Annotated in this window: 25 protein-coding genes; 5 read left to right on the forward strand and 20 right to left on the reverse strand. The window is 55.7% G+C overall.

Going from position 1 to position 21905, the window contains the following annotated elements; all coding sequences use genetic code 11:
- Window positions 1-188: 188 nt before the first annotated feature.
- From thrB to yutH, 5 genes are all read right to left on the reverse strand, one after another.
- On the reverse strand, window positions 189-1103 hold the full coding sequence (thrB, locus tag ABS784_RS07695; RefSeq protein WP_014196662.1) for a homoserine kinase: 915 nt from the start codon (window positions 1101-1103) through the stop codon (window positions 189-191).
- Window positions 1100-2161 carry a threonine synthase gene (gene thrC / locus ABS784_RS07700; RefSeq protein ID WP_011232433.1) on the reverse strand — a complete coding sequence of 354 codons (1062 nt, stop codon included), beginning with the start codon at window positions 2159-2161 and terminating at the stop codon, window positions 1100-1102. Before thrC ends, thrB begins: the two co-directional genes overlap by 4 nt.
- A complete protein-coding gene (locus tag ABS784_RS07705) occupies window positions 2161-3459 on the reverse strand; it encodes a homoserine dehydrogenase (protein WP_352512009.1) in 1299 nt (432 codons plus the stop codon). Before ABS784_RS07705 ends, thrC begins: the two co-directional genes overlap by 1 nt.
- A 92-nt stretch (window positions 3460-3551) precedes the next feature.
- Window positions 3552-4526, reverse strand: coding sequence for a 2-hydroxyacid dehydrogenase (locus tag ABS784_RS07710; protein WP_352512011.1), 975 nt, complete (start codon window positions 4524-4526; stop codon window positions 3552-3554).
- 146 nt (window positions 4527-4672) lie between these two features.
- Window positions 4673-5674 (reverse strand): spore coat putative kinase YutH, encoded by a 1002-nt coding sequence (yutH, locus tag ABS784_RS07715; RefSeq protein WP_352512013.1) that lies wholly within the window; start codon window positions 5672-5674, stop codon window positions 4673-4675.
- Window positions 5675-5969: 295 nt separating this feature from the next.
- On the opposite strand from yutH, the gene ABS784_RS07720 reads away from it, so the two are divergent.
- Complete coding sequence (locus ABS784_RS07720; protein WP_011232437.1) at window positions 5970-6467, forward strand: phosphatidylglycerophosphatase A family protein; 498 nt, start codon at window positions 5970-5972, stop codon at window positions 6465-6467.
- A gap of 83 nt (window positions 6468-6550) precedes the next feature.
- Here ABS784_RS07720 and ABS784_RS07725 read toward each other — a convergent pair whose 3' ends face one another.
- On the reverse strand, window positions 6551-7321 hold the full coding sequence (locus ABS784_RS07725) for a TIGR01457 family HAD-type hydrolase (RefSeq protein WP_352512015.1): 771 nt from the start codon (window positions 7319-7321) through the stop codon (window positions 6551-6553).
- Window positions 7322-7345: 24 nt separating this feature from the next.
- Window positions 7346-7783, reverse strand: coding sequence for a type VII toxin-antitoxin system HepT family RNase toxin (hepT, locus tag ABS784_RS07730; RefSeq protein ID WP_011232439.1), 438 nt, complete (start codon window positions 7781-7783; stop codon window positions 7346-7348).
- Between the two features lie 98 nt (window positions 7784-7881).
- Here hepT and ABS784_RS07735 point away from each other — a divergent pair, with 98 nt between their 5' ends.
- On the forward strand, window positions 7882-8154 hold the full coding sequence (locus ABS784_RS07735) for a DUF3055 domain-containing protein (RefSeq protein WP_352512017.1): 273 nt from the start codon (window positions 7882-7884) through the stop codon (window positions 8152-8154).
- A gap of 57 nt (window positions 8155-8211) precedes the next feature.
- Entirely contained in the window at window positions 8212-8505 is a 294-nt protein-coding gene (locus ABS784_RS07740; RefSeq protein WP_011232441.1) for a hypothetical protein, read from the forward strand.
- Window positions 8506-8709: 204 nt separating this feature from the next.
- On the opposite strand, the gene ABS784_RS07745 is transcribed toward ABS784_RS07740, so the two are convergent.
- The gene (locus ABS784_RS07745; RefSeq protein ID WP_013144326.1) at window positions 8710-8985 is read right to left on the reverse strand and encodes a YutD family protein; all 276 of its coding nucleotides are present in this window, start codon (window positions 8983-8985) and stop codon (window positions 8710-8712) included.
- Window positions 8986-9097: 112 nt separating this feature from the next.
- On the opposite strand from ABS784_RS07745, the gene ABS784_RS07750 reads away from it, so the two are divergent.
- Window positions 9098-9784: a YhcN/YlaJ family sporulation lipoprotein gene (locus ABS784_RS07750; RefSeq protein WP_011232443.1), complete on the forward strand. Its 687-nt coding sequence runs from the start codon at window positions 9098-9100 to the stop codon at window positions 9782-9784.
- Window positions 9785-9906: 122 nt separating this feature from the next.
- Here ABS784_RS07750 and lipA read toward each other — a convergent pair whose 3' ends face one another.
- Window positions 9907-10803 (reverse strand): lipoyl synthase, encoded by an 897-nt coding sequence (lipA, locus tag ABS784_RS07755; protein ID WP_013144325.1) that lies wholly within the window; start codon window positions 10801-10803, stop codon window positions 9907-9909.
- Between the two features lie 166 nt (window positions 10804-10969).
- Here lipA and ABS784_RS07760 point away from each other — a divergent pair, with 166 nt between their 5' ends.
- Window positions 10970-11959 carry a M23 family metallopeptidase gene (locus ABS784_RS07760; RefSeq protein WP_352512021.1) on the forward strand — a complete coding sequence of 330 codons (990 nt, stop codon included), beginning with the start codon at window positions 10970-10972 and terminating at the stop codon, window positions 11957-11959.
- Here ABS784_RS07760 and ABS784_RS07765 read toward each other — a convergent pair.
- From ABS784_RS07765 to ABS784_RS07815, 11 genes are all read right to left on the reverse strand, one after another.
- On the reverse strand, window positions 11956-12129 hold the full coding sequence (locus ABS784_RS07765; RefSeq protein ID WP_227456685.1) for a hypothetical protein: 174 nt from the start codon (window positions 12127-12129) through the stop codon (window positions 11956-11958). The genes ABS784_RS07760 and ABS784_RS07765 overlap by 4 nt on opposite strands.
- 78 nt (window positions 12130-12207) lie before the next feature.
- The gene (locus ABS784_RS07770) at window positions 12208-12915 is read right to left on the reverse strand and encodes an ABC transporter ATP-binding protein (RefSeq protein WP_011232446.1); all 708 of its coding nucleotides are present in this window, start codon (window positions 12913-12915) and stop codon (window positions 12208-12210) included.
- A gap of 2 nt (window positions 12916-12917) precedes the next feature.
- The gene (locus ABS784_RS07775; RefSeq protein ID WP_011232447.1) at window positions 12918-13697 is read right to left on the reverse strand and encodes an ABC transporter ATP-binding protein; all 780 of its coding nucleotides are present in this window, start codon (window positions 13695-13697) and stop codon (window positions 12918-12920) included.
- On the reverse strand, window positions 13672-14646 hold the full coding sequence (locus tag ABS784_RS07780) for a branched-chain amino acid ABC transporter permease (RefSeq protein ID WP_011232448.1): 975 nt from the start codon (window positions 14644-14646) through the stop codon (window positions 13672-13674). Before ABS784_RS07780 ends, ABS784_RS07775 begins: the two co-directional genes overlap by 26 nt.
- 16 nt (window positions 14647-14662) lie before the next feature.
- Window positions 14663-15541 carry a branched-chain amino acid ABC transporter permease gene (locus ABS784_RS07785; protein ID WP_011232449.1) on the reverse strand — a complete coding sequence of 293 codons (879 nt, stop codon included), beginning with the start codon at window positions 15539-15541 and terminating at the stop codon, window positions 14663-14665.
- Window positions 15542-15646: 105 nt separating this feature from the next.
- Window positions 15647-16843 (reverse strand): ABC transporter substrate-binding protein, encoded by a 1197-nt coding sequence (locus ABS784_RS07790; RefSeq protein ID WP_025039318.1) that lies wholly within the window; start codon window positions 16841-16843, stop codon window positions 15647-15649.
- A 632-nt stretch (window positions 16844-17475) separates the two neighbouring features.
- Complete coding sequence (gene yunB, locus ABS784_RS07795) at window positions 17476-18222, reverse strand: sporulation protein YunB (protein ID WP_011232451.1); 747 nt, start codon at window positions 18220-18222, stop codon at window positions 17476-17478.
- Between the two features lie 53 nt (window positions 18223-18275).
- Window positions 18276-18578: a YunC family protein gene (locus ABS784_RS07800; protein WP_011232452.1), complete on the reverse strand. Its 303-nt coding sequence runs from the start codon at window positions 18576-18578 to the stop codon at window positions 18276-18278.
- Window positions 18579-18639: 61 nt separating this feature from the next.
- A complete protein-coding gene (locus tag ABS784_RS07805; RefSeq protein ID WP_011232453.1) occupies window positions 18640-20022 on the reverse strand; it encodes a bifunctional metallophosphatase/5'-nucleotidase in 1383 nt (460 codons plus the stop codon).
- A 17-nt stretch (window positions 20023-20039) separates the two neighbouring features.
- Complete coding sequence (locus ABS784_RS07810; RefSeq protein WP_014196670.1) at window positions 20040-20942, reverse strand: sulfite exporter TauE/SafE family protein; 903 nt, start codon at window positions 20940-20942, stop codon at window positions 20040-20042.
- Between the two features lie 23 nt (window positions 20943-20965).
- A complete protein-coding gene (locus ABS784_RS07815; protein ID WP_011232455.1) occupies window positions 20966-21814 on the reverse strand; it encodes a DUF72 domain-containing protein in 849 nt (282 codons plus the stop codon).
- Between the last annotated feature and the right edge of the window lie 91 nt (window positions 21815-21905).

Below are 21905 nucleotides of genomic sequence, written 5' to 3' on the forward strand. Positions count from 1 at the left end.
CGGGGCGGCGAGCCGACGGGAAGGCTGGTGATGGGCAGCCACCACCCGCCTGATCGGGCGCTTCTCCGTTTTCGTTTCCTTCCAATTGTGCAAGGAAAACCGTCATATCTTTCGCCCGCTCCCAAGCGCGGCGGCGAAACGGCCAGGCCGCTGAACGGACTTCTGTTCGCGCCGGCGCCCAAGAAGGTTCAAGCTTCAAGCGCCAGCTTGTAGACGCGGCTGCCGCGCGGCTCGACGGAAAGACGCGCGATTTCGCACGTCGGAAAATGCGGGCGCAGCCGGCGCGCGAGCCGCTCTCCTTGGCCCGGTTCGGCAAAGACGAGCACCGTCGGCCCCGCTCCGCTCAGCGCCGCACCGATCGCTCCGTATTCAAGAGCGAGCGCCTCCGCCCGCTCGAGTTCCGGAACGAGCTGTCTCCGATACGGCTGATGGAACAGATCGGCGGCCATCATCCGGCCGGCAAGCTCCCAGTTTTTCGTGAGCAACGCGGCGACGAGAACGTTGCTGACGGCGCTCGCCTCGACCGCCCGCTCTCTCGGCCATTGTTCCGGCAGCTGCCCGCGCGCTTTTTTCGTTTCTAGTTCATACTCCGGAATAATAGCGACAAGCTCCACATCCAATTGTGGAATATGGACGACATCCACGCCCGCCTCGCGGCAGCAGCCGATGACAAGCCCCCCGTACAACGAGGCGCCGACATTGTCCGGATGTCCTTCGTATCGGGTCGCCAATTCCATCTTTTGCTCGCGCGGCAACTGAAGCCCAAGCAGCGCGTCGGCGAGCTCAATGCCGGCGACGACCGCCGCCGCGCTGCTCCCGAGCCCGCGCGTAAACGGAATGTCGCTGTACACATCGACTGCACAGCTCGGCAGCCGGCGGCCGTAAACGTCCGCCGTCTCCGCCGCCACTTGATACACCAAATTGTCCGTCCCGCGCGGAATGCCGCTCACTTCCGCCGTTTTCGGCGCAAACGACCACGCATCCGCCAAGCGGACGTCAAGCGTCAAATAGCGATTGACCGCTAGCCCGATCGAGTCAAACCCGGGCCCTAGGTTCGCCGTGCTTCCCGGCACGACGATCTTCAACATCTCGTCTTCTTTCATGCCCGGACAACCCCTTGCAAATGCTCCAAGACAACTTGTTCATCGTTCGGCAGCACGATCGGTTCGATCGCCGCGGTCTCCAAGGCGATGGCCGGGTCTTTCAATCCGTTGCCAGTGAGAACCGCGACGACGAGGCTGCCGCGTTCGATTTCGTTCCGTTCGCGCTGCTTGATCACCCCGGCGATCGCCGCGCATGACGCCGGTTCGGCAAAAATGCCTTCCGTCCGGGCGAGCCGCTTGTAGGCGGCCAAAATTTCTGCGTCGCTCACCTCATCAATTTTCCCGCGCGACTCGCTCGCCGCCTCGACCGCTTTGTCCCAGCTCGCCGGATTGCCGATGCGGATCGCGGTCGCCACCGTCTCCGGCTGTTCAATCACCCGGTTGCGGACGATCGCCGCCGCTCCTTCCGCTTCAAAGCCGCGCATTTGCGGCAAGCCCGTTCCTTTCGCTTCATGGTACTCCTTAAACCCTTTCCAATAGGCGGTGATGTTGCCGGCGTTGCCGACTGGAATGGCGAGCACGTCCGGGGCGCGCCCAAGCTGGTCGCACACTTCAAACGCCGCCGTTTTTTGCCCTTCGATCCGGTACGGATTGACCGAGTTGACGAGCGTAATCGGCGCCGTTTCGCTCAACCGGCGCACCATCTTCAGCGCCTCGTCAAAGTTGCCGTCAATCGCAAAAATTTCCGCGCCGTACATGGCGGCTTGCGCCAACTTGCCGAGGGCGATCTTGCCGTTCGGAACGACGACGAGGCAGCGCATGCCGGCGCGCGCCGCGTAGGCGGCCGCTGAAGCCGATGTATTGCCGGTTGAGGCGCAGATGATCGTATGGCTTCCTTCCTCTTTCGCCTTGGCCACCGCCATCACCATGCCGCGGTCTTTAAACGAACCGGTCGGGTTCGCCCCTTCGACCTTGACATAGAGCGCAATGCCGAGCTCCTCCGACAAGCGCGGCAGCGGGATGAGCGGCGTATTCCCTTCGCAAAGCGACAGCCTCGGCGTCGCCGCAGAGAGCGGCAAAAAATCGCCGTAGGCGTCAAGCAGCCCTTTCCATGCCATTACCGTTTCTCTCCTTCCACTCGATACGAGCTTTGCACCCGTTCGACGATTTCCAAATCGCCGAGCTGCTGCAAAATGTCTTCGTAGTCTTGCTGTGAGGCGTCATGCGTAACGATGACGATTTCCGCTAGGCCATCCTCTTTCAGCGGCAATTGCAAAATTTTCTCAAAGCTCACCCCGCGCTCGGAAAACAGCGTCGTAATTTTGGCAAACGCGCCGACCTGGTCTTTGACATGAATGCGCAAAAAGTATTTCGAGAAAATTTCCGCCGGCGTCTTCAACTGCTTTTCATATTGCGGCGCGACGGCATAGCGGCCGTTGACGCCAAGGCGCATATTTTTCATCACTGCGACCAAGTCGGAGACAACCGCCGTCGCCGTCGGCAAGCTGCCCGCCCCCGGTCCGTAAAACATCGTCTCTCCGACCGCTTCGCCGTATACGTACACCGCATTGTATTCGTTGTGCACGGACGCCAGCGGATGCGAATCCGGCAAAAACGTCGGCTGGACGCTCACCTCGACCTTCTGCCCGTCGCGCTGGGCGATGCCGATCAATTTCATCGTGTAGCCGAGCCGCTTCCCGTAGTTCAAGTCTTCCTCCGTCACTTGAGTGATGCCTTTCACTTGCACATCGTCCAAATCGATGTCCATCGAAAAGCCAAGGCGGGCCAAAATGGCCATTTTTCGCGCCGCATCGAGCCCTTCGACGTCCGATGTCGGATCGGCTTCCGCGAACCCGAGCGCCTGCGCTTCGGCAAGTACAGCCTCGTATGAAGCGCCGTTTTGCGACATTTTCGTCAAAATGTAGTTCGTCGTTCCGTTCACAATGCCCATGAGCTTCGTAATTCGGTCGGACGCCAGCCCGTCGACTAAGCTGCGCAAAATCGGAATGCCGCCGGCGACGCTCGCTTCATAAAACAAATCGCAGCGGTATTCCGCCGCCACCCGAAGCAGCTCCGACCCGTAGACGGCCATTAAGTCTTTATTGGCGGTCACGACATGCTTTCGTTGCCGCAGCGCCCGCAATAGCAGCTCTTTTGTCTCCTCAATGCCGCCCATCACTTCGATAATGACATCAATGTCTGGATCATCAATCACCTCAGCCGCACTCGTCGTAAGGAGCGACGGGTCAACGGCGACATCGCGCGGTTTCTGTACATCCCGGACAAGGATTTTTTTCACCTTCACCGGGCAGCCGACTTGATGCATCAACTTTTCCTGATGGTTTTCAATAATTTTGACCACGCCGCTCCCGACCGTTCCTAATCCTAACAATCCGACCAAAATTGGTTTTTCCATGATTCCCGCCCCTTCTGTTTACGTACAGTAGACATTTGTATTTTTATAGTAGACATTATAAAAGACGATCGGCCATTTGGCAATGAAAATTTTTACGAGATCCGGTTCACAGGCGTCAGCGGCGGCCGGCCTTCGAGTACGGCGATGATGTTGTCGCGCGCCAATGTCATCATAGCGCGCCGCGTTTCGTACGTGGCGCTGCCGATATGCGGCAAGGCGACGACGTTCGGAAGCGAAACGAGCGGATGATCGGCCGCGACCGGCTCGTGTTCAAATACATCCAATCCCGCCGCGGCGATCTCCCCGCCGACCAGCGCCTCATACAACGCCTGTTCATCGACGACCGCTCCGCGCGCCGCGTTAATGAAAATCGCGGACTTCTTCATTTGCCGGAACGCCTCGCGGTTGAACAAATGGCGCGTCTCGGAGGTGAGCGGCGTCAAGCAGACGACAAAATCGCTCTCTGAAAGCAAGTCGGCGAACGGACGATAGACGGCGCCAAGCTTCTCTTCCGCCTCCGGACGGCGGGAGCGGTTGTAATACAGAATGTTCATGTCAAACCCCTTCGCCCGTTTCGCCACTGCCTGGCCGATGTTCCCCATGCCGACGATGCCGATCGTTTTATGATGGACATCGGCGCCCGCAAGCAAAAACGGACTCCAGCTTTTCCATTTCCCTTCTTTCAAAAACATAGCCGCTTCGACAAGGCGGCGGGCGGTGGCCAATAAAAGCGCAAACGTCAAATCGGCCGTCGTATCGGTCAATACATCGGGTGTATTGCAAACGAGAATGCCGCGATGGGTCGCCGCCGCTACATCAATGTTATCGTAGCCGACGCCCATATTGGCGACCACTTTCAGCGCCGAACCGGCAGACAGCACAGTTTCATCGATCGGATCAGACACCATCGGCAAGATGGCCGTCGCTCTTTTCGCCTTTTCCACGAGCACATCGTGCGGCACGGCCATATCTTCATGGGGCCACATTTCTACTTCAGCGATGGTCAAAAGCGGCGCGACCACGTCCTCGGGCAATTTTCGCGCAATGAATACATACGGCTTCGTCATGGTGCAGCCTCCCGCATCGTTTTTTTCTAAATCTTATCACAACTTTGGCCGAAAAAAAACGGGAAGTTGCCCCTAAGGTTTAACGGCAGGGAAGCGGTCGTTTTTTCGTTTGGGCCAAAAAAAGCGGGAAAGCTGTCTTCCCTGCGTTACGCCGGCGGCAGCCACTCGACCGCCGGCAGACGGATGCGGTTTGAGATGCCGGCGATCTTGGCAAACGAAGCCAAAAACCGTTCATATTCATGCGATCGCTCCAGCAAGCGCCGCAACTCCCCCTCCCGCCTTGTCTGTTCACTCTCATCCACTGCGATATAATATGCCTCGACACATTCAAAATAGGAAAGCGGAAACAACAGCCTGGCGTAAACGAGTCTCCAAGCAAACGGCGACAGCGGCGACGCATGTTCATACTCTTGAAAAAACTGCCGCACCGCCCGCTGACAGCCAAGTCCGCTCTTTTCGTACAAATGGCGCACCCATTCCGCCAAATCGCGGGCGCAATGGTCATACACCCAGTCGGTCGGCAGCTTCGCTTCGATCCCCCCAGCCCACTTCGCCTCGGGGAGACGCTCATGGCAAAATGCCGCGTAATCGATGCGCCCTGGTTCTTCGTCAATCTCGGTATCCGCCACATACTGCACCGCGTTTTCCGCCAAGCCTAAATAATACGGGAACGATTCGATAAACAGCCGATCAAACGGCGACGACGGTCCAGCAGCGAGCTTGCTCGACCAAAACGCCTCCATTTGATCGATCCGCTTCGCCCACAATTCGCGCCATTGGCCGATGCGCCGGCATGCGACGATCGGCCATGGACATGTTCTTCCGCATTCATGCATCACCGCCAATTCCCTTCCGAGCGAACGAAAGCGAGCCGCCGGAAGCGGAGCGCGAACGAGCGCCAACGGCTGTCCATTATAGGAGGCGATATACGTTCCGGACGTCGTTTTGACCAGTTCTCCGACGCCGTCCACTCCTTTTGCCCGCAAATAGCGGCTCATTTGCTGGCGCTCTTCCATTTCCGCTTCGCTTTGCCCATCAGCGGGAACGAGCAAAAAACGCTCCTGCCGATACCAAAAGGCCGCATGCCGTCCGCTTCGCTCCAACCTCTCGACGCGCATGCCATACTGTTCACGCACCCAAGCTTCCATCGCCGCTCCTCCTTTTTCCTTTTTGCCGAAACCAGTCATTCCGCTCGTTCCGCCCCTTCATCTCATCGCCGCCCCATCGATGAGCCGATTCCGCCTCCGCTCCAGCATGAAACGGCCCCATTCACGCGCCTATGCTGATCAGCCAGCGCATGGCCGCGGAAAAAGAGGGCTACTTTTTATATATGACAGCGGGCGCCAAAAAAGCCGATGAGCATTTTTCTTTATATGACGGACTGATTTATGACATGATACATATATATAGAAAACGACTTTCTAAAAGAAACAGGTGAAGTTCATGAGCGAATTCATTATGAACAATCTGGAACAAACAGCTCGGCGCTGGCTTGAGGAACGGGGGGTGACCGTGGAAAAAATTGCAGAGCTCGTGTATTACTTGCAATCAAAATATCATCCCGATTTAACGATGGAGGAGTGCATCGAAAACGTCAACCGCGTCATTTCGAAACGCGAAGTGCAAAATGCGATTCTAACCGGCATCCAATTGGATAAACTCGCCGAAGACGGCCGGCTCGATGAACCGCTGCAGTCGATCATCCGCCGCGATGAAGGGCTGTATGGCGTCGACGAAATTTTGGCGCTGTCAATCGTCAATGTGTACGGATCGATCGGGTTTACGAACTACGGATATATCGATAAGCAAAAACCGGGCATTTTGCAATATTTAAATGATAAATCGACCGGCAAATGCAACACGTTTTTGGACGACATTGTCGGCGCCATCGCCGCAGCGGCGTCAAGCCGCCTGGCGCATCGGGCCGCCAATGCGGAGTAACGCCGGCTCCGCCCATGCGCGCCCTCCATCCGCGCCGAGCAACATGAAACGCCGCCTTGCCTTTTTTGGCAAAGCGGCGTTGTTTACAAGCGGTCAAGCCATTCCAAAAGTGAATCAGCCGTATACGTCGGCTGCCGTTCATAGCGGGCGAGCATTTCTTTTGTCGTAACGCCCGTATGGACTAAAAGCGTATCAATGCCAGCGTTCATGCCGGCTAAAATGTCGGTTTCATAATAGTCGCCGATCATCAGCACGTCCTCCTTCGGGACGCCAAGCACTTTGAGCGCCTGCTCCATAATGATTTTTTCCGGCTTGCCGATAAATGTCGGCTTCACCTGCGTCGATACAGCGACGACCGACGTCAGAGCCCCATTGCCCGGCAAAAGCCCCCGCTCCGTCGGCAAGGCGATGTCGCCGTTGGTTGAGATGAACATCGCTCCATTTCGGACAGCGAGACAAGCGACAGCGAACTTTTCGTATGTAATTTGCCGGTCAATCCCAATGACGACGACATCCGCATCTTCGCCGGCCAAACGGAATCCTTTGTCCGCCAAGGCGGTTTGGAGCCCTTCTTCACCGATCACATACACGGAAGCATCCGGTTTTTTTTCAAAAATGTAATTCGCCGTCGCCTGGCTTGTCGTAAACACATGCTTCTCCTCGGCCGGCACGCCGAACGAACGCAATTTTTCCGCCACTTGCGCCGGTGTGCGCGACGAATTGTTCGTGACAAACAAATACGGAATGCCACGGCGGTGCAGCTCGTTGACAAACGTACGCGCCTCAGCGATGCATTCGGTGCCGCGGTACATCGTCCCGTCCAAATCGATGAGGTAGCCGTTGTATCGTTTCAATGCATTTGCTCTCCTTTCCCGCCATCAATTGCGAAACGCCGACACCGGGCCGAGCTCGTTTTCAAGGTAAGCGCGCACCGCCTTCGGATACGCCTCCAGCGCCGGCAAATGTTCGTTCAGATCGGCGAGCAATTTCGCGTGATCGACGCGCGCATATTCGTGCACAAGCATTTTCCGATGGGCAATGAACGCTTTCAATCGGTCAGCATCCGCCGGCGAGATCACCTGTTCGTCAGCCAAAATATCGATGATGTCGTTATAGCTGCCCGGGTCGCGCATAATAAACCCGTCGATCATGGCGTTGCCGACGTCCAACACCGCCTCGATGACGATATGAGCGATCCGTTCGAGCGCCAATTGCCGAAGCGGCTCGTCCCATCGCTCCTCGGCCTTGTAACGGTCCAGCATTTGTTCCATGTAGCTGAGCGTTTCTTCCAGTTTTTTGCGATCGACAAAATACATCCGTCATCCCTCCTCGTTCCTTTGTGCGATTTGCTGTCTCCCGTTTTCGCCGCCTGTCTGCTATGATGGACATAGACGAAAAAACAGGAGGGGCTCAAATGATGGGTGAACGGTTTTATTTATACGACGACACCGTTGAAACGGCCGTCCGCTTTGTCAGCTTTGTCGGCGAGCGGCAGCGGTTTGATTTGGCGCTCATCGAAACGGATCGTTTTTACGGGAAGTGGCTCGTGCTTGATTTGCAAAGCAACCGCTTTGCCATTCTCGGGCGCGACGATTTGGAGGAGCCGGGCTATATCGAGCACGCTTACCAGCTTCATGAACAAGATGCCAATGATTTGCGCGCCTTTTTGGAGGAGCATCTCTCATAACCTTCCTCGGTTTCGGGCATCTTATGAAACACCCAAGCAGCAAGGAAGGTGAGACGAATGGCGGAACGGGAAACATACGCCGATTTTTCCGTCGTCGAGAAACAGCGCAATTTCTTGACCGCTGAAGAGTTCCCAGAAGGGCCGTACGGCTCGCCGCGCCGCGACGACGCGCCGGTCGAAAACAAAAGCACGCCTTGGAAGGAAGGCCAGCGGCATTACAGCGCCTTCAACTACGAGTTTAAATCGTTCCACCAAAACATTCCAAGGCGCGACCCAGCCGCCCACCCGCCGCACGACGATCCGCATCAGAGCGAACAGTTTCCGTACAATGAAACGGAAGAGCAGCCTTGACATTCAGCAGGACAGCGAAAGAAACGGAGCAGCCGCCCAGCCTATGGCGGCTGCCGCGTTTGCCGTCTCGCCATGCGGCAGCGATGAGGAATGTCGCGCCGTCTTTTGTCTGTCCGCGAGTCGTCTTCCCGCCTTGCGAGCCCTTCGCCGCACAGCGGTTTCTTGCTCCCGCCTCTTCTCCCGCGCCGCGGTCCACTGGCGCGGTTATCGTTTCACCTTGCGCAGCACAAAATACGCGCAGCCGAAGTTGCAATATTCATACAAATATTCGGACAACGTGCTGATTTTCGTATCGTACGTCGCTTTTTGGTTATGGTCGTCAAAAAACCCGCGCAACCGGAGCTGGTTGTACCCCCAGTCCCCGACAATGTAGTCGTACTTCGCCAAAATGTCCGCATATCGGGCGCGAAAGGCTTCTTCATTAAAGGCGTTTTTCACATTTTCCACCAGTTCGTAACAATGATTGTTAATGCAAATCACTGTTCTCACCTCGCCTTTCCACTTCCATCATAAACGATGCATCGCCCCCAATCAATTACTGTCATCAAACCATCATCCGTGTGCCACCCTAAAAGCGAAGGGGGTGCTGACGATGAGACGACCATGGTTGGCCGTTGCGTTCGGAGCGGCCGTCGCCCTAGCCGGCTGCGCGCAGACGGCTCAGGACGAAAACACCGATATTTACAAGCGGAGCGGCAACACGATCAATGTCACCGACCGCAACGAGCTGTACAATGAAAACGGGGTGCCCAACGGCGATGACACGCCGATGAACAACTTCGGCTACGTCCGCCATCAAAAAAGCCCGATCCTCGGCGATGCAAACGGCTATAACGACATGCCGTCCTTCAACCGCGAGAAAGCGGCTGATTTAATCAGCAAATTGTGCACCCAGCTGCCGGGCGTCAAAGACGTCGCCACGCTCGTCACGGATGAGGAAGTGCTCGTCGTGTATGACGCGGACACGAACAACCGGCAGCAAACGGCCGATCAAGTGAAAAAAACAGCGCTTTCCGTCGTTCCCCGCTACTACCATGTGTATGTCGCCGACAATCCGCAGCTGATGAAGGACATTGAGCGCTTCGGGCGCCTTGATTCGAACACGCGCAACATCGACCAAATTCTCGATGCGACGATTCAGCGGATGTTGAAATATCCGCAAGGGAAAAAACTGAGCGACGGGGAAAATGAAAACGGCGAAATGATCAACGAAACAAACGATGAATTAGACCGCGATTTCCGCGACGGCACGCCGCGGGCGACGAAAGCGGGGCGCTAGGGAAAAGAAACGGTCTGCCTTCTTTATGAAAGGCATGACCGTTTCTTCGCGTTCATCCGGCCGGGATGATGCTTTCAGCCGCTGAAACAACGCTTGCTTGCTTTCGTGCCGTTCGTTGGATGTTACGCTTTCAACTGCCGCGCTTTCGCCGCCTCGCTCACCTGCTCATCGGCATGGTACGACGAGCGGACGAGCGGCCCCGCTTCACAATGGCTGAACCCTTTGCTCAACGCGATTTCTTTCAGCTCTTGAAACTCGTCCGGATGGTAATATTTCACGACCTTCAAATGCTTTTTCGTCGGTTGCAAATACTGGCCGATCGTCAAAATGTCGACATGGTTGGCGCGCAAGTCATCCATCGCTTCAATGATTTCCTCTTTCGTTTCCCCAAGGCCGACCATGATGCTCGATTTCGTCGGAATGTCCGGCTGCAATTCTTTCGCGCGCCGCAAAAACTCAAGCGAACGTTCGTACGTCGCGCGGGCGCGCACCCTTGGAGTCAAGCGGCGCACCGTTTCGATGTTATGGTTTAAAATGTCAGGGCGGGCATCCATCAAAATTTTCAAGTTTTCATACACCCCGCCCATATCCGACGGCAGCACCTCGATCGTCGTAAACGGGTTTTTCCGGCGGATGGCGCGCACCGTTTCGGCGAATACCGCCGCCCCGCCGTCTTTTAGGTCATCGCGGGCGACGGCGGTGACGACGACGTGTTTCAAGTTCATGATGCGCACCGATTCCGCGACGCGTTCCGGCTCCTGCCAATCGAGCTCGGTCGGCAGCCCGGTTTTGACGGCGCAGAAGCGGCAGGCGCGCGTGCAGACGCTGCCTAAAATCATAAACGTCGCCGTCCGCCGTACGGCCCAGCATTCGTGAATGTTTGGGCACTTCGCTTCCTCGCAAACGGTATGTAAACGGTTTTCCCGCATCAGCTTCTTTAAACCGATATAATTCTCGTTCGTGTTCAACTTGATTTTCAACCAGTCCGGCTTGCGGACGTGTTCTTCTTTCGTCGCCATCGTTCTCACTCCACTTGTCGATGATTGTTCATTTCTCATTATAATGAAAAGCTCAGGAAAACACAAAAAAATCGTCCATCAGACGATTTTCCTCCTTTTAACATTTATGAAATTCCCGTTTCTCCCCAAACTAAACATATGAAACGGGCGGAAAGGGGGAATACGCGTGCATCGATGGCTTGCCGCCATATCGGCGGCAGCGATGCTGTGGATCGCCGCCGGCGCGGCTTCGGCGGCGGAACAGGAAGAAGCGATGTATGAAAAGCGAATGGAGCTGTACAAAAAGGCCGAAGCCGTTTCCTTGATCCCGTGGCATTACTTTGCGGCCATTGACCAGTATGAGCGAAACGTCCGGCAAGTGCGCCGCGACCTGCCCAAGCCAGCCGGCGTTCTCGGCATTTATATGAAGCCGGAAATATGGGCCGGGCCGCTGAACAAAAACCCGCATGATACAGACCCGTTCACCATCTCCCAGTTTGGCGGCCTTGGCGTGGACGGAGACGGCGACGGCTATGCGCGGGCGGATGACGATGACGATGTGATCATGGCCATGGCCCGCTATTTGCAGACGTACGGCATCGATCACCGCCATATCAAAATCGCGCTTTGGAACTATTACCAACGCGCCAAAACCGTCGACTTGATTTTAGGAAAGGCGAGAATTTATAAAAAGTATCAGACGTTGAAATTGGACAACCACGTGTTTCCGCTTCCGCTAGGAGCCAATTACAGCTACCGCGATACATGGGGGGATGCGCGCGGCTGGGGCGGGCGGCGCATTCATGAAGGAACCGACATTTTCGCCGGCTACGGCGTTCCGGTGCGCTCGACGTGCTATGGCATCGTCGAGCTGAAAGGGTGGAACAAATACGGCGGCTGGCGCATCGGCATCCGCGACATCAACAACACGTACCATTACTTTGCCCATTTGAACGGCTTCGCCGCCGATCTTCGCGAGGGGCAAATCGTCGAGCCGGGGACGATCATCGGTTCGGTCGGCAGCTCTGGCTACGGTCCGCCCGGCACGGCGGGGAAATTTCCGCCCCATCTTCACTACGGCATGTACAAAGACAACGGCTATACCGAATGGGCGTTTGACCCGTACCCGCACTTAAAAGCATGGGAGCGGGCCGAGCGGCAACAACGGCGCCGCTAGCCGCGCGGGGGCTGGCGCGACGGGGTTCTCTCCGCCAACGCCAGCCGCCCAAATAAGCGGCATGTTTTTTCAAGAGCAGAGACGTCCCGGACGCCGATGTTTCCCGTCCGTCCATCCCAGCCGGCGTTCGCCGGCCGAAACGGCAATGACGGAAAAAGGCTGATCTCCAAGTTGGAATCAGCCTTTTTTCCACGGCGGCACAACCGTCCGAAACGGCTTTCCGCTGACGTTCTTCCGCCTATCGCTTCTCAATGCCCACCCAAATACGCCTGCTTCACCTGCTCGCTCGCCTGCAGCTCGCTCGCCGTTCCCGACAAGACGACGCGCCCCGATTCAAGGACATAGGCGCGATGGGCGATGGAGAGCGCCATATGGGCGTTTTGTTCGACAAGCAAAATCGTCGTCCCCGACTCGTTGATTTCCTGAATGATGCGGAAAATCGTCTTGACCAAAAGCGGCGCGAGCCCCATTGACGGTTCGTCAAGCAAGAGCAGCTTCGGGCGCGCCATGAGCGCGCGGCCGATGGCGAGCATTTGCTGCTCGCCGCCCGAAAGCGTGCCGGCCAGCTGCTTGCGCCGCTCCTCAAGGCGCGGGAACAGCTGAAAGACTTTGGCAAAGTCTTGTTGAATGCCTTCTTTGTCTTTGCGCAAAAACGCGCCGAGCTCCAAGTTTTCCTCGACCGTCATATTGGCGAAAACGCGCCTCCCTTCCGGCACGTGGGAAATGCCTTGCTTGACGATCGTCTGCGCCGCCTTGCCGGCGATCGAGGCTCCCTCATACACGATGTCGCCGTTTTTCGGCCTAAGCAGCCCGGAAATGGTTTTCAGAAGCGTCGTTTTCCCCGCGCCGTTCGCCCCGATCAGCGTGACGATCTCGCCTTTGTTCACCTCAAGCGATACGCCTTTTAAGGCATGAATGTTGCCGTAAAACACATCGATTCCATCCACTTTCAACATGGTCACGACACCTCCTCGCCAAGGTAAGCCTCGATCACTTTCGGGTTGCTGCGCACTTGTTCCGGCGTGCCTTCGGCGATCAGCTGGCCGTGATCCAACACGTAAATGCGCTCGCATATGCCCATCACAAGCGACATGTCATGCTCAATCAACAAAATCGTCAACGCAAACCGTTCGCGAATGAACGCAATCAACTTCATCAATTCTTTCGTTTCTTGCGGGTTCATGCCGGCGGCCGGCTCGTCAAGCAAAAGCACCTTCGGCTGCGCCGCCAGCGCCCGAGCGATCTCAAGCCGGCGCTGCTGGCCGTACGGCAAGTTTTTCGCCTTCTCGTGCATGACGCCATCAAGCTGAAAAATGTTCAAAAACTCGATCGCCTTTTCTTCCATTTCCTTTTCACCGCGGAAATGGGACGGGAGGCGGAGAATGGAGCTCGCGATCGAATGGCGGGCGTGCGCATGGTAGGCGACTTTCACGTTGTCGAGCACCGACAGCTCGCCGAACAGGCGAATGTTTTGAAACGTCCGGCTGATCCCTTTGCGCGTAATTTTATACGGCGGCAGGCCGTTCAACGTCTCGCCGTCAAGCATAATCCGCCCGTCAGTCGGCACATACACGCCCGTCAATAAGTTAAACAGCGTCGTTTTCCCCGCGCCGTTCGGGCCGATGAGCCCGACAAGCTCCCCTTGATACAGCTCCATCGTCACACCGGAGAGCGCCTTCAGCCCGCCAAACTGGATGCCGACATTTTCTGCCTTAAGCAACGGTGTTTTTGCCGCCATGATTCATTCCTCCCTGCGCTGCCTTCCGCCATTTGAAGAGCGAAGATAGTTCTTTCGTCCCCATCAGCCCGGTTGGACGGTACAGCATCACCAAAATCAAGACGATGCTGTAAATGATCATCCGCGTTTCCGGATAGTTTTGCAAGAACGTCGAAACGATCGTCAGCAGCACCGCCGCCACCACCGCGCCGGATAGGCTGCCGAGCCCGCCGAGCACGACGAAAATCAAAATGTCAAACGATTTTAAAAAGCCGAAGTTCGACGGCTGAATGATGTAAAAGTGATGGGCGTACAGCGCCCCGGCGATGCCGGCGAAAAACGAACCGATCGCAAACGCCGCCACTTTGTAATACGTCGTATTGATCCCCATGGCATCAGCGGCGATTTCATCCTCGCGAATCGAAATGCACGCCCGTCCGTGCGTCGAGTTCGTGAAGTTGGCGATCACCAAAATCGTGACAAACAGGCAGGCGAACACCCACGGCCATGTCGTCATATGCGTCACCGTCATGCCGCTCGCCCCGCCGACGTAATCGATGTTCAAGAGCGCGATGCGGACAATTTCGCCAAACCCAAGCGTGGCGATCGCCAAGTAATCGCCTTTTAAACGCAGGCTCGGCACGCCGATGACGAGGCCGGCGAGCATCGCCGCGATCCCAGCGGTCAAGACGCCGACCGCAAACGGCAGCTGCAGCTTCATCGTCATGACGGCTGAAGCGTAAGCGCCGACGGCGAAAAAGCCGGCATGTCCAATCGAAAACTGTCCGGTGATGCCGATGATCAAGTGAAGGCTCGCCGCCAGCATGACGTTGATCGCCATGAAAAAGAGCGTGTTGACGTAAAACACATTGAGCGTCCCGCTTGCAATCAGCCACTCGACAACAGCGAAAAAGGCGAAGGCCAGTATGACGGAAACCCAAAATCCACGAGTCCGCTTCCAAGTTGCCATTGTCCCCTACCATCCTTTACACTTTTTCTCGTACGTTCTTGCCAAACAATCCGGCCGGCCGGAAAATGAGAATGAGAATTAAAATGACAAACGCCACTCCGTCGCGCCAAAGCGAGTAGCCGAGCCCGCTGACGAGCGATTCGATGACGCCAAGCAAAAGCCCCCCGACCATCGCTCCCGGAATGATGCCGATTCCGCCCAACACGGCGGCGACAAACGCTTTCAATCCGGGAAGAATGCCCATCAATGGCTCGATTTTTGTATAATAAATGCCGAAAATAACGCCTGCCGCCCCCGCGAGCGCCGAACCGATGGCGAACGTGGCCGAAATCGTGTTGTCGACGTTGATTCCCATCAACCGGGCCGCTTCCGCATCATGGGAAACAGCGCGCATCGCTTTCCCGATTTTTGTCCGGTGAACGATGAACTGAAGAAGGATCATCAAAACGAGGGACGTGCCGAGGATGAACAGCGACTGGCTGCTGATGACAACCCCAAACAGCTTCAAGTTCCGATCCGGCAGCAGCGTGCTCGGATACGCTTCCGGCTGGGCCCCGCGCAAATAAATCGTGACGTACTCAATCAAGAGCGATACGCCGATCGCCGTAATGAGCACTGCGATGCGCGCCGCATTGCGCAGCGGCTTGTAGGCAATCCGCTCGATGATCATCCCAAGCACGGCGCAAGAGGCCATCGCCAGCAAAAGCGCCGGGAAAAAGCCGACACCAAGCATCGTTACGGCATAAAAACCGACGAATGAACCGACCATAAAGACGTCGCCATGGGCGAAGTTAATGAGCCGAACAATGCCGTACACCATCGTATAGCCAAGAGCGATGAGCGCATAAATGCTGCCTAGCGAAATGCCGTTGACCAGCTGTTGAATGAGTTCCATGATCGCACGCTCCTTAACGAAAACTCGTCGTTGACCAAAAGAAATGCCGGACAGGAGGGCGCCCCTTAGGGGCCTCCCCCGTCCATGCATCCATCCAGCCTTTCATTACGGATTCACTTTCGTTTTGAATTGCTGCTGCCCGTCTTTGTATTCCAAAATGGCCGCCGATTTGACCGGGTCATGGTTTTCATTGAGCGTCAGCGTGCCGGAGACGAGCTGCAAATCTTTCGTTTGCGCCAGCGCGTCTTTAATTTTCACCGGATCGGCGCTGCCGGCCCGCTTGATGGCGTCGGCCAGGAAGTAGGCTGTATCATAGCCAAGCGCGTTGAACGCATCCGGCGCTTTGTTGTATTTCGCTTTAAAGGCTTTCACAAACTCTTGAATTTTCGGATCCGGGTCGCCCGACGAATAATGGTTCGTGATGTACGTGTTGTTCAACGCGTCTTTGCCCGCGATCTCGACCAGCTTCGGCGAATCCCAGCCGTCGCCGCCCATGATCGGCACGTTCAAGCCAAGCTCGCGCGCCTGCTTGACGATGAGGCCGACTTCTTCATAATAGCCCGGCAGGAAAATGAACTCTGGATTCTTTGATTTTATGCGCGTCAGCGTCGCACGGAAATCGGTGTCTTTCGCGACATACGCCTCTTCAGCGACAATTTTGCCGCCGCCTTGCGTGAACGCGTCTTTAAACGAAGCGGCCAGCCCTTTCGAATAGTCGCTCGAGCTGTCGATCAACACCGCCGCGTTTTTCACTTTCAGTTCGTTCAAGGCGAATTTGGCCGCCACCGTCCCTTGGAACGGGTCGATAAAGCACGTCCGGAAGACGAACTCGTTCACTTTGCCGTCTTTGTTCGTGATCGTCGGGTTCGTGCCTGTCGGCGTAATGAGCGGCACTTTATTGTCGTTGGCGACTTGCACTTGAGCGAGCGTGTTCGTGCTCGTCGCCGAGCCGATGATGGCGACGACTTTATCCTGGCTGATCAACTTGATCGCGCCGTTCGTCGCTTCGGCCGCTTCCGATTTGTTGTCGACTTTCACCAACTCCAGCTTTTTGCCGTTGATTCCTTCTTTGTTGATTTCCTCAAGCGCCAAGTCGAGCCCTTCCGCAATCGACTGGCCGTATGACGCGACCCCGCCGGACAGCTCAAGGTTGGCGCCGATTTTAATCACATCGCCGCCCCCGCCTCCGCCGCTGTTTCCGCCTGAAGAACTGCCTCCTTGCTGGTTGCCGCCGCAACCGGCCAAAAGACCCGCCGTCAGCATCAATGAGAAAAAGACGCCTGCTGCTCTTTTTTTCTTCACTTGTTTTCCCCCCATTGTTCAAAATGTTCTTTCACTAGAGCGCACGCCTTTCTCTGCATACTATATCGGCAGAGTCCGTCTGCCTTGTGCGCTCGTCCGCCGCGCCGGATGGCGCCGCAAACTGATGCATGCCTTCCGATGCCGGCCGTTCATTCCCCCTCTCAAACCGCTATGTAAATAATAAAACTATTTTCAATTTAATATAATATTACAAAATTTAAAGCAGCTCGTCTAGTTCTTTTCTATTTGAAAAACAAAAAAGCTGTTTCCTCTTGACAAACGCCAGAGAAACAGCCAAAGCCCCTTCGCCGGGAAGAACACTTTTTTTGCATAACATTTCCATGTTTCTGTCAAAACCATTCCCAATGGCTGACGCGGGCATCCGTCAACCGAACGGAACTATATAGATGCAATTTGAAGCTTTGCCATTTGCAGCTTTTACCCGAGTATTTGATCGACTGTCGGGCGACCGAACAACGCCGCTTAAAGACCCATATATGGGTCTGTGAAGCAGGCGGTTGTTCGATCCTCCGTCACGCCTTGGCTTGCCTTCGACAGTCGAACGAGAACGATCGATTTAGGAAGATGACAGTCGCCGGCCTTTTAGAGGCGCGCATTGACAGCCTTTCCCACTACCGCTTCGGAAGCTGGATGGACGGGCCGACTTGACCGCCGTTTTTGTTGTAAAATTGCGGCACTTCTCCCGGAATAAAGCGCATCACAACTGGAATATCTGTTGTCACATTGGAAATTTTCGATGCAAAAGGAATGACGACTTGGATGTCGACCGATACATGAATATCAATTTCAATAAAAAAACTGTTAATATCATACGCTCGAATTTCTTTCGTCACTTCCGAGTCGACATTGCCAACGATCTGAAACTGCACCGGAATGCGCGGGCCGAGGTTGGCCAAGAGGGCATTATCCGTGATTTTTCCAAGCGGAATGTAATAAATGATGCCGCGGCTGTTTCCAGTTCCGGACTCGACTTCGGGAAGGACCATCCGTTCAAGCCGTCCTTCTGTCGCCGCCTTTAAGCTTTCCATCACATGATCATCCGTCTCCGATAAGATGCGATTGATCACCGCGGTGTCAAAATCGACCGACACAATTTTGCCGCTTTCGTCCTTTTGAACCGTGACCAGCTGCCGAAATTCAGGGTTGTCTTTTTGAAACTGCTGCTCAATGGCGTTATTGATCACCAAGTTGGCAATCCGCTTCGTTTCCGTTTCCGCAATCTCCATGAGCACCGGCTTAATGCCTTTATTGACAATCCAAAGGCTTACCGCCGTCGAGAACATAAAAAAAACGAACGTCAATAAAAACACATAGCGGAACGGGAGCGGCCCCTTCCGCACGAATCGGGGGCGCAACAAAATGAAAATCCCTCCTTTACAAGCTATATGTATGCTTGCAAGGAGGGATTTTTTCACCGCATTTTCAACAGCGCCTCTCTTCCTTTCATTCCCTCTTCAATGCCGAGCTCCAAAGCGGCGACTGTCACCGATTCGAGCGGCGCCTCGAGCAGCTGTTCAATCGTACGCACCCCGACCGCCCGCCCGGCGATAATGCCGCGATCACGCAATTTCTCATTCAACAGCGCCACATCGAGCGCTCCGCACATAATGTACCCTTTTTCACCCGCCACCGCCAACAAATTCGTTTTCGGCAGCTGGACGGACACAGCAATAAACGGATGTCCGTCAATGATGATCGGCTTCACTTCGACCATCGCCGCAGTCACTCTCCTTTCCATACTCCAATGTATGAAGCATGGAAAAAGAAGTGCCTGCCTATTGGGCCAATTTCCAAGCGAGAAGATCGCGCAAAAACTCCGGCATGTAATACGTTTTTTCCGCCGCCCGCTGAATTTGCGGATAAAAGTGGCCGATCGCAAACATATCGGTCGTCGCCACCTCATACGTGCGCTCGGGATCGAGCGGCTCGCCGTTGATCATAATGCGGCGGATATGCCATTGACCGTCCTCCTCGAGCCCGGCCTCGATGTCCACGCCGTCGTACACCATTTCCCCCATCACTTCGCCGCGGAAGCCAAACCCTTTAAACTGCCAATGCTTCATCCGTTCCGTGTTGGCCTCAAGGATAATCTCTTTGAGCTCCGCGCCGCGCAGCTTCACCTTGCACGGGTTGAGCGGATGCGGGCAAATGCGATGCAAATCTTTTTTCGTCACCGGCCCTTTCGCAAGCGGCGCAAGCAGCACGCCGGCGTTAACCATGCCAATGTCCGCTTGGCACCACTCACGCAAAGCGGAAGCAAGCAAATTCCCAAGCGGCGACGGGGCGAACCAGTCAAGCGGCAAGTCATCATGGAGCACGGCGACTTGTTCCGCTTCAAGCCGCGCCAAACTTTCCTGCTCAAGACAAACAAGATGGCGCTCGACCGCCTCGGAGCGGGGCAATGGTTCGACATCCACGACCGTCGCGGATGCCCTGGACAGCCGGTTTTGGTCAATCTCCAGCTTGACCACCCCAACATATTTTCCGTATTTCCCCGCCGCGCAAAGCAGTGTTTGATTCAATGTTTTTCCTTCTGGAAACACATGGTGGGTGTGAGCGCCTAAAATAATGTCCACGCCTGGGATCGTCGCAGCGATTTTTTCATCCTCATTCACCCCAAGATGAGACAGCACAACGACGCAATCGGCCTTTTGCCTCACTTCCTCCACCGCCGCTGCCAACATGTCAAACGGCGGAACGATCTTCCAGCCGAGCAGCTCGTAAAAGTGAGAAAACGGAGCGGTGGCGCCAACCACCCCAATGCGAAACGTCTCCGTCGCCGGGATGACGACATACGGCAACGCCCAATGCGGCCGCACGCCATCGCGGCGAAACAAATTGGCGACAACGACCGGAAACCGAGCCTGTTCGTACAACGTATCCAGTTCATCATGATCAAGGGTGATCCCTTCGTTGTTGCCGATCGTCACCGCATCATAGTGAAGATCGTTCAATAAGTCCACATTCGCTTTTCCACGCGTCGCCTCGGTAATCGGGTGCACGCGGTCGAGAAAATCGCCCACATCAAACAAAAGCATCGCCTCGTTGCGCGCGCGATGCTCCCTTCTCCGTTCTGACAAAAAGCGGGCGATTTGCGGCCAATGTTCAAAATGGCTGTGCACGTCGTTCGTATGATAAATATAGACGGTTTGCTTCAATGCGCAAGCCTCCTTGGTTACGAAAAACTTTCGATCACAAGCCGAAGGCCAAGCAAAACGAGCACCATCCGAAGCACGACGACAAGCGTCCGGCTTGGCATCCGCTTATTGATCCACGCCCCGGTTTTCGCGCCGATCCATACGCCGGGAATGAGGGCAAGGGCAAACGACCATTGCACATTTCCCATCGCGACATGGGTGAGAGAACCGACGAGCGAGGACAAAAAAATCATCAACATCGACGTGGCGACCGCCACATGGGGCGGAAAGCGAAACAGCACGATCATCGCCGGCACCATGAGCGAGCCGCCGCCAATGCCAAACAACCCGCCGAAAAAGCCGACCACAAACGCGATGGCGATCGCGGCGAGCGGATAATAGCCGTACACGAACGTCTCCCCGTTCCGCTCCGTGTACGTGCGCATGACTTTCCGCGCCCACCACGATGCCCGTTTCAAGCGGGTTTCCGCTTTCGTCTCGGATCGGGATGACTCCCGTTCATTCTCCGTCGCCGCCGCCGTCTCGTCAGCCGAACGCTTCGTTTTCTTTTGACTCAGCGACAAAAAGAGCGACATGGCGATTAAAAACAGCCCAAAATACAATGAAAAATGAGCGGCGCTCAGCGTATTGTTCACCCAAGCGCCGATGACCGCCCCGGGAACGCTGCCAAGGCAAAAGAGCAAGCCGCTTTGATAGTCGACCATTTTGTCTTTCATATACGACAATGTGGACGATAAGCCATTGAAAATAATGACGACAAGCGACGTGCCGACCGCCACTTGCGGCGTCACCGCCGACAGCCAGCCGAGCGCGCCGAAAAACAGAAGCGACGGCACGATGATCACCCCGCCGCCAAGGCCGGCCAAACTGCCGACCGTCCCCGCGATAAAGCCGATCAAGACAAGCAACGCATACGCCATCCTCCATCCCCCTCTTCCCCGCTTCAAAACAAACCAAGCTGCCGCGGCGCCAGGCCCGTGTACTCAATGCCAAGCAAATCGATCAATTGTTTGGCGTTGTCGGCGGCATCGCCGCCGGAGTTGTTGTTAAACAGCACGTAAATCTGTTTCGTTTTTTGTTTTAATGCCTCTATATGGCGCACCCACTCGCGCAGCTCGCGCTCATTGTACCGGTATAAATAGCGGACCGCCCTCCAGTTCTCGCCGGCCGTCGCCTTGTTCCAGCCGTGGACATTCCGTCCGTGCAGGCGGATGAGCGTCTTTTCCCGGTCGGTCGGATGCAAAACGGTCGGCACCGACCCTTCCCCCGCCTGCGGCTCGTCGCAAATTGTGTGAATCCACCCTTCCTCTTCCATAAAGTGAAGCGTTTTTTCATAAAAGCGCGGCGAAAACCATGATTGGTGCCGAAATTCGAGCGCCGCCGGCACCTCCCCCATCCGCGCTTTTGTCCAGCGCAAGTACGCCACATGCTCGCGCCGACAGTCAAACCACGGCGGAAACTGAAACAGCACCATCGCCAATTTCCCCGCTTCCTGAAACGGCGCGATCGATTCCAGAAACGCGGCAAACATCGCTTCCTTGCTTTCATACGGAATCGGGCCGCGCTCATGCCCGGTCATTCCTTGGTATGCCTTCACGATAAACTGAAACGACGGCGGCGTCTCGCGAATCCACTTTTCCACGTTCGAACGCGGCTGAATGGCGTAAAAGTACGAATCGACCTCGACCGTCGGAAAATGGGCCGCGTATTCCAGCAACTTGTCTTTCGCCGCAAGACCTGGCGGATAGAGGTTGTCATGATCCCCCCAACCAGTCAGTCCGATGTAAATCATCACGATCACCAATTCGTTCGATTTCCAGCTATCTTCACTATACCATAAGCGCGGGCGGCGCGAAATAAAAATGACCGCCGCACCATCAAGG

This window comes from Geobacillus sp. G4, from assembly GCF_040327975.1.
GTDB lineage: Bacteria > Bacillota > Bacilli > Bacillales > Anoxybacillaceae > Geobacillus > Geobacillus thermoleovorans.

What these genes read in the sequence shown, in the direction of transcription:
- thrB (WP_014196662.1), bottom strand. Translation starts at nt 1,103, where the DNA reads ATGAAAGAAGACGAGATGTTGAAGATCGTCGTGCCGGGAAGCACGGCG.
- thrC (WP_011232433.1), bottom strand. Translation starts at nt 2,161, where the DNA reads ATGGCATGGAAAGGGCTGCTTGACGCCTACGGCGATTTTTTGCCGCTC.
- ABS784_RS07705 (WP_352512009.1), bottom strand. Translation starts at nt 3,459, where the DNA reads ATGGAAAAACCAATTTTGGTCGGATTGTTAGGATTAGGAACGGTCGGG.
- ABS784_RS07710 (WP_352512011.1), bottom strand. Translation starts at nt 4,526, where the DNA reads ATGACGAAGCCGTATGTATTCATTGCGCGAAAATTGCCCGAGGACGTG.
- yutH (WP_352512013.1), bottom strand. Translation starts at nt 5,674, where the DNA reads ATGGAAGCTTGGGTGCGTGAACAGTATGGCATGCGCGTCGAGAGGTTG.
- ABS784_RS07720 (WP_011232437.1), top strand. Translation starts at nt 5,970, where the DNA reads ATGAGCGAATTCATTATGAACAATCTGGAACAAACAGCTCGGCGCTGG.
- hepT (WP_011232439.1), bottom strand. Translation starts at nt 7,783, where the DNA reads ATGTATTTTGTCGATCGCAAAAAACTGGAAGAAACGCTCAGCTACATG.
- ABS784_RS07735 (WP_352512017.1), top strand. Translation starts at nt 7,882, where the DNA reads ATGATGGGTGAACGGTTTTATTTATACGACGACACCGTTGAAACGGCC.
- ABS784_RS07740 (WP_011232441.1), top strand. Translation starts at nt 8,212, where the DNA reads ATGGCGGAACGGGAAACATACGCCGATTTTTCCGTCGTCGAGAAACAG.
- ABS784_RS07750 (WP_011232443.1), top strand. Translation starts at nt 9,098, where the DNA reads ATGAGACGACCATGGTTGGCCGTTGCGTTCGGAGCGGCCGTCGCCCTA.
- lipA (WP_013144325.1), bottom strand. Translation starts at nt 10,803, where the DNA reads ATGGCGACGAAAGAAGAACACGTCCGCAAGCCGGACTGGTTGAAAATC.
- ABS784_RS07770 (WP_011232446.1), bottom strand. Translation starts at nt 12,915, where the DNA reads ATGTTGAAAGTGGATGGAATCGATGTGTTTTACGGCAACATTCATGCC.
- ABS784_RS07775 (WP_011232447.1), bottom strand. Translation starts at nt 13,697, where the DNA reads ATGGCGGCAAAAACACCGTTGCTTAAGGCAGAAAATGTCGGCATCCAG.
- ABS784_RS07780 (WP_011232448.1), bottom strand. Translation starts at nt 14,646, where the DNA reads ATGGCAACTTGGAAGCGGACTCGTGGATTTTGGGTTTCCGTCATACTG.
- ABS784_RS07785 (WP_011232449.1), bottom strand. Translation starts at nt 15,541, where the DNA reads ATGGAACTCATTCAACAGCTGGTCAACGGCATTTCGCTAGGCAGCATT.
- ABS784_RS07800 (WP_011232452.1), bottom strand. Translation starts at nt 18,578, where the DNA reads ATGGTCGAAGTGAAGCCGATCATCATTGACGGACATCCGTTTATTGCT.
- ABS784_RS07810 (WP_014196670.1), bottom strand. Translation starts at nt 20,942, where the DNA reads ATGGCGTATGCGTTGCTTGTCTTGATCGGCTTTATCGCGGGGACGGTC.
- ABS784_RS07815 (WP_011232455.1), bottom strand. Translation starts at nt 21,814, where the DNA reads ATGATTTACATCGGACTGACTGGTTGGGGGGATCATGACAACCTCTAT.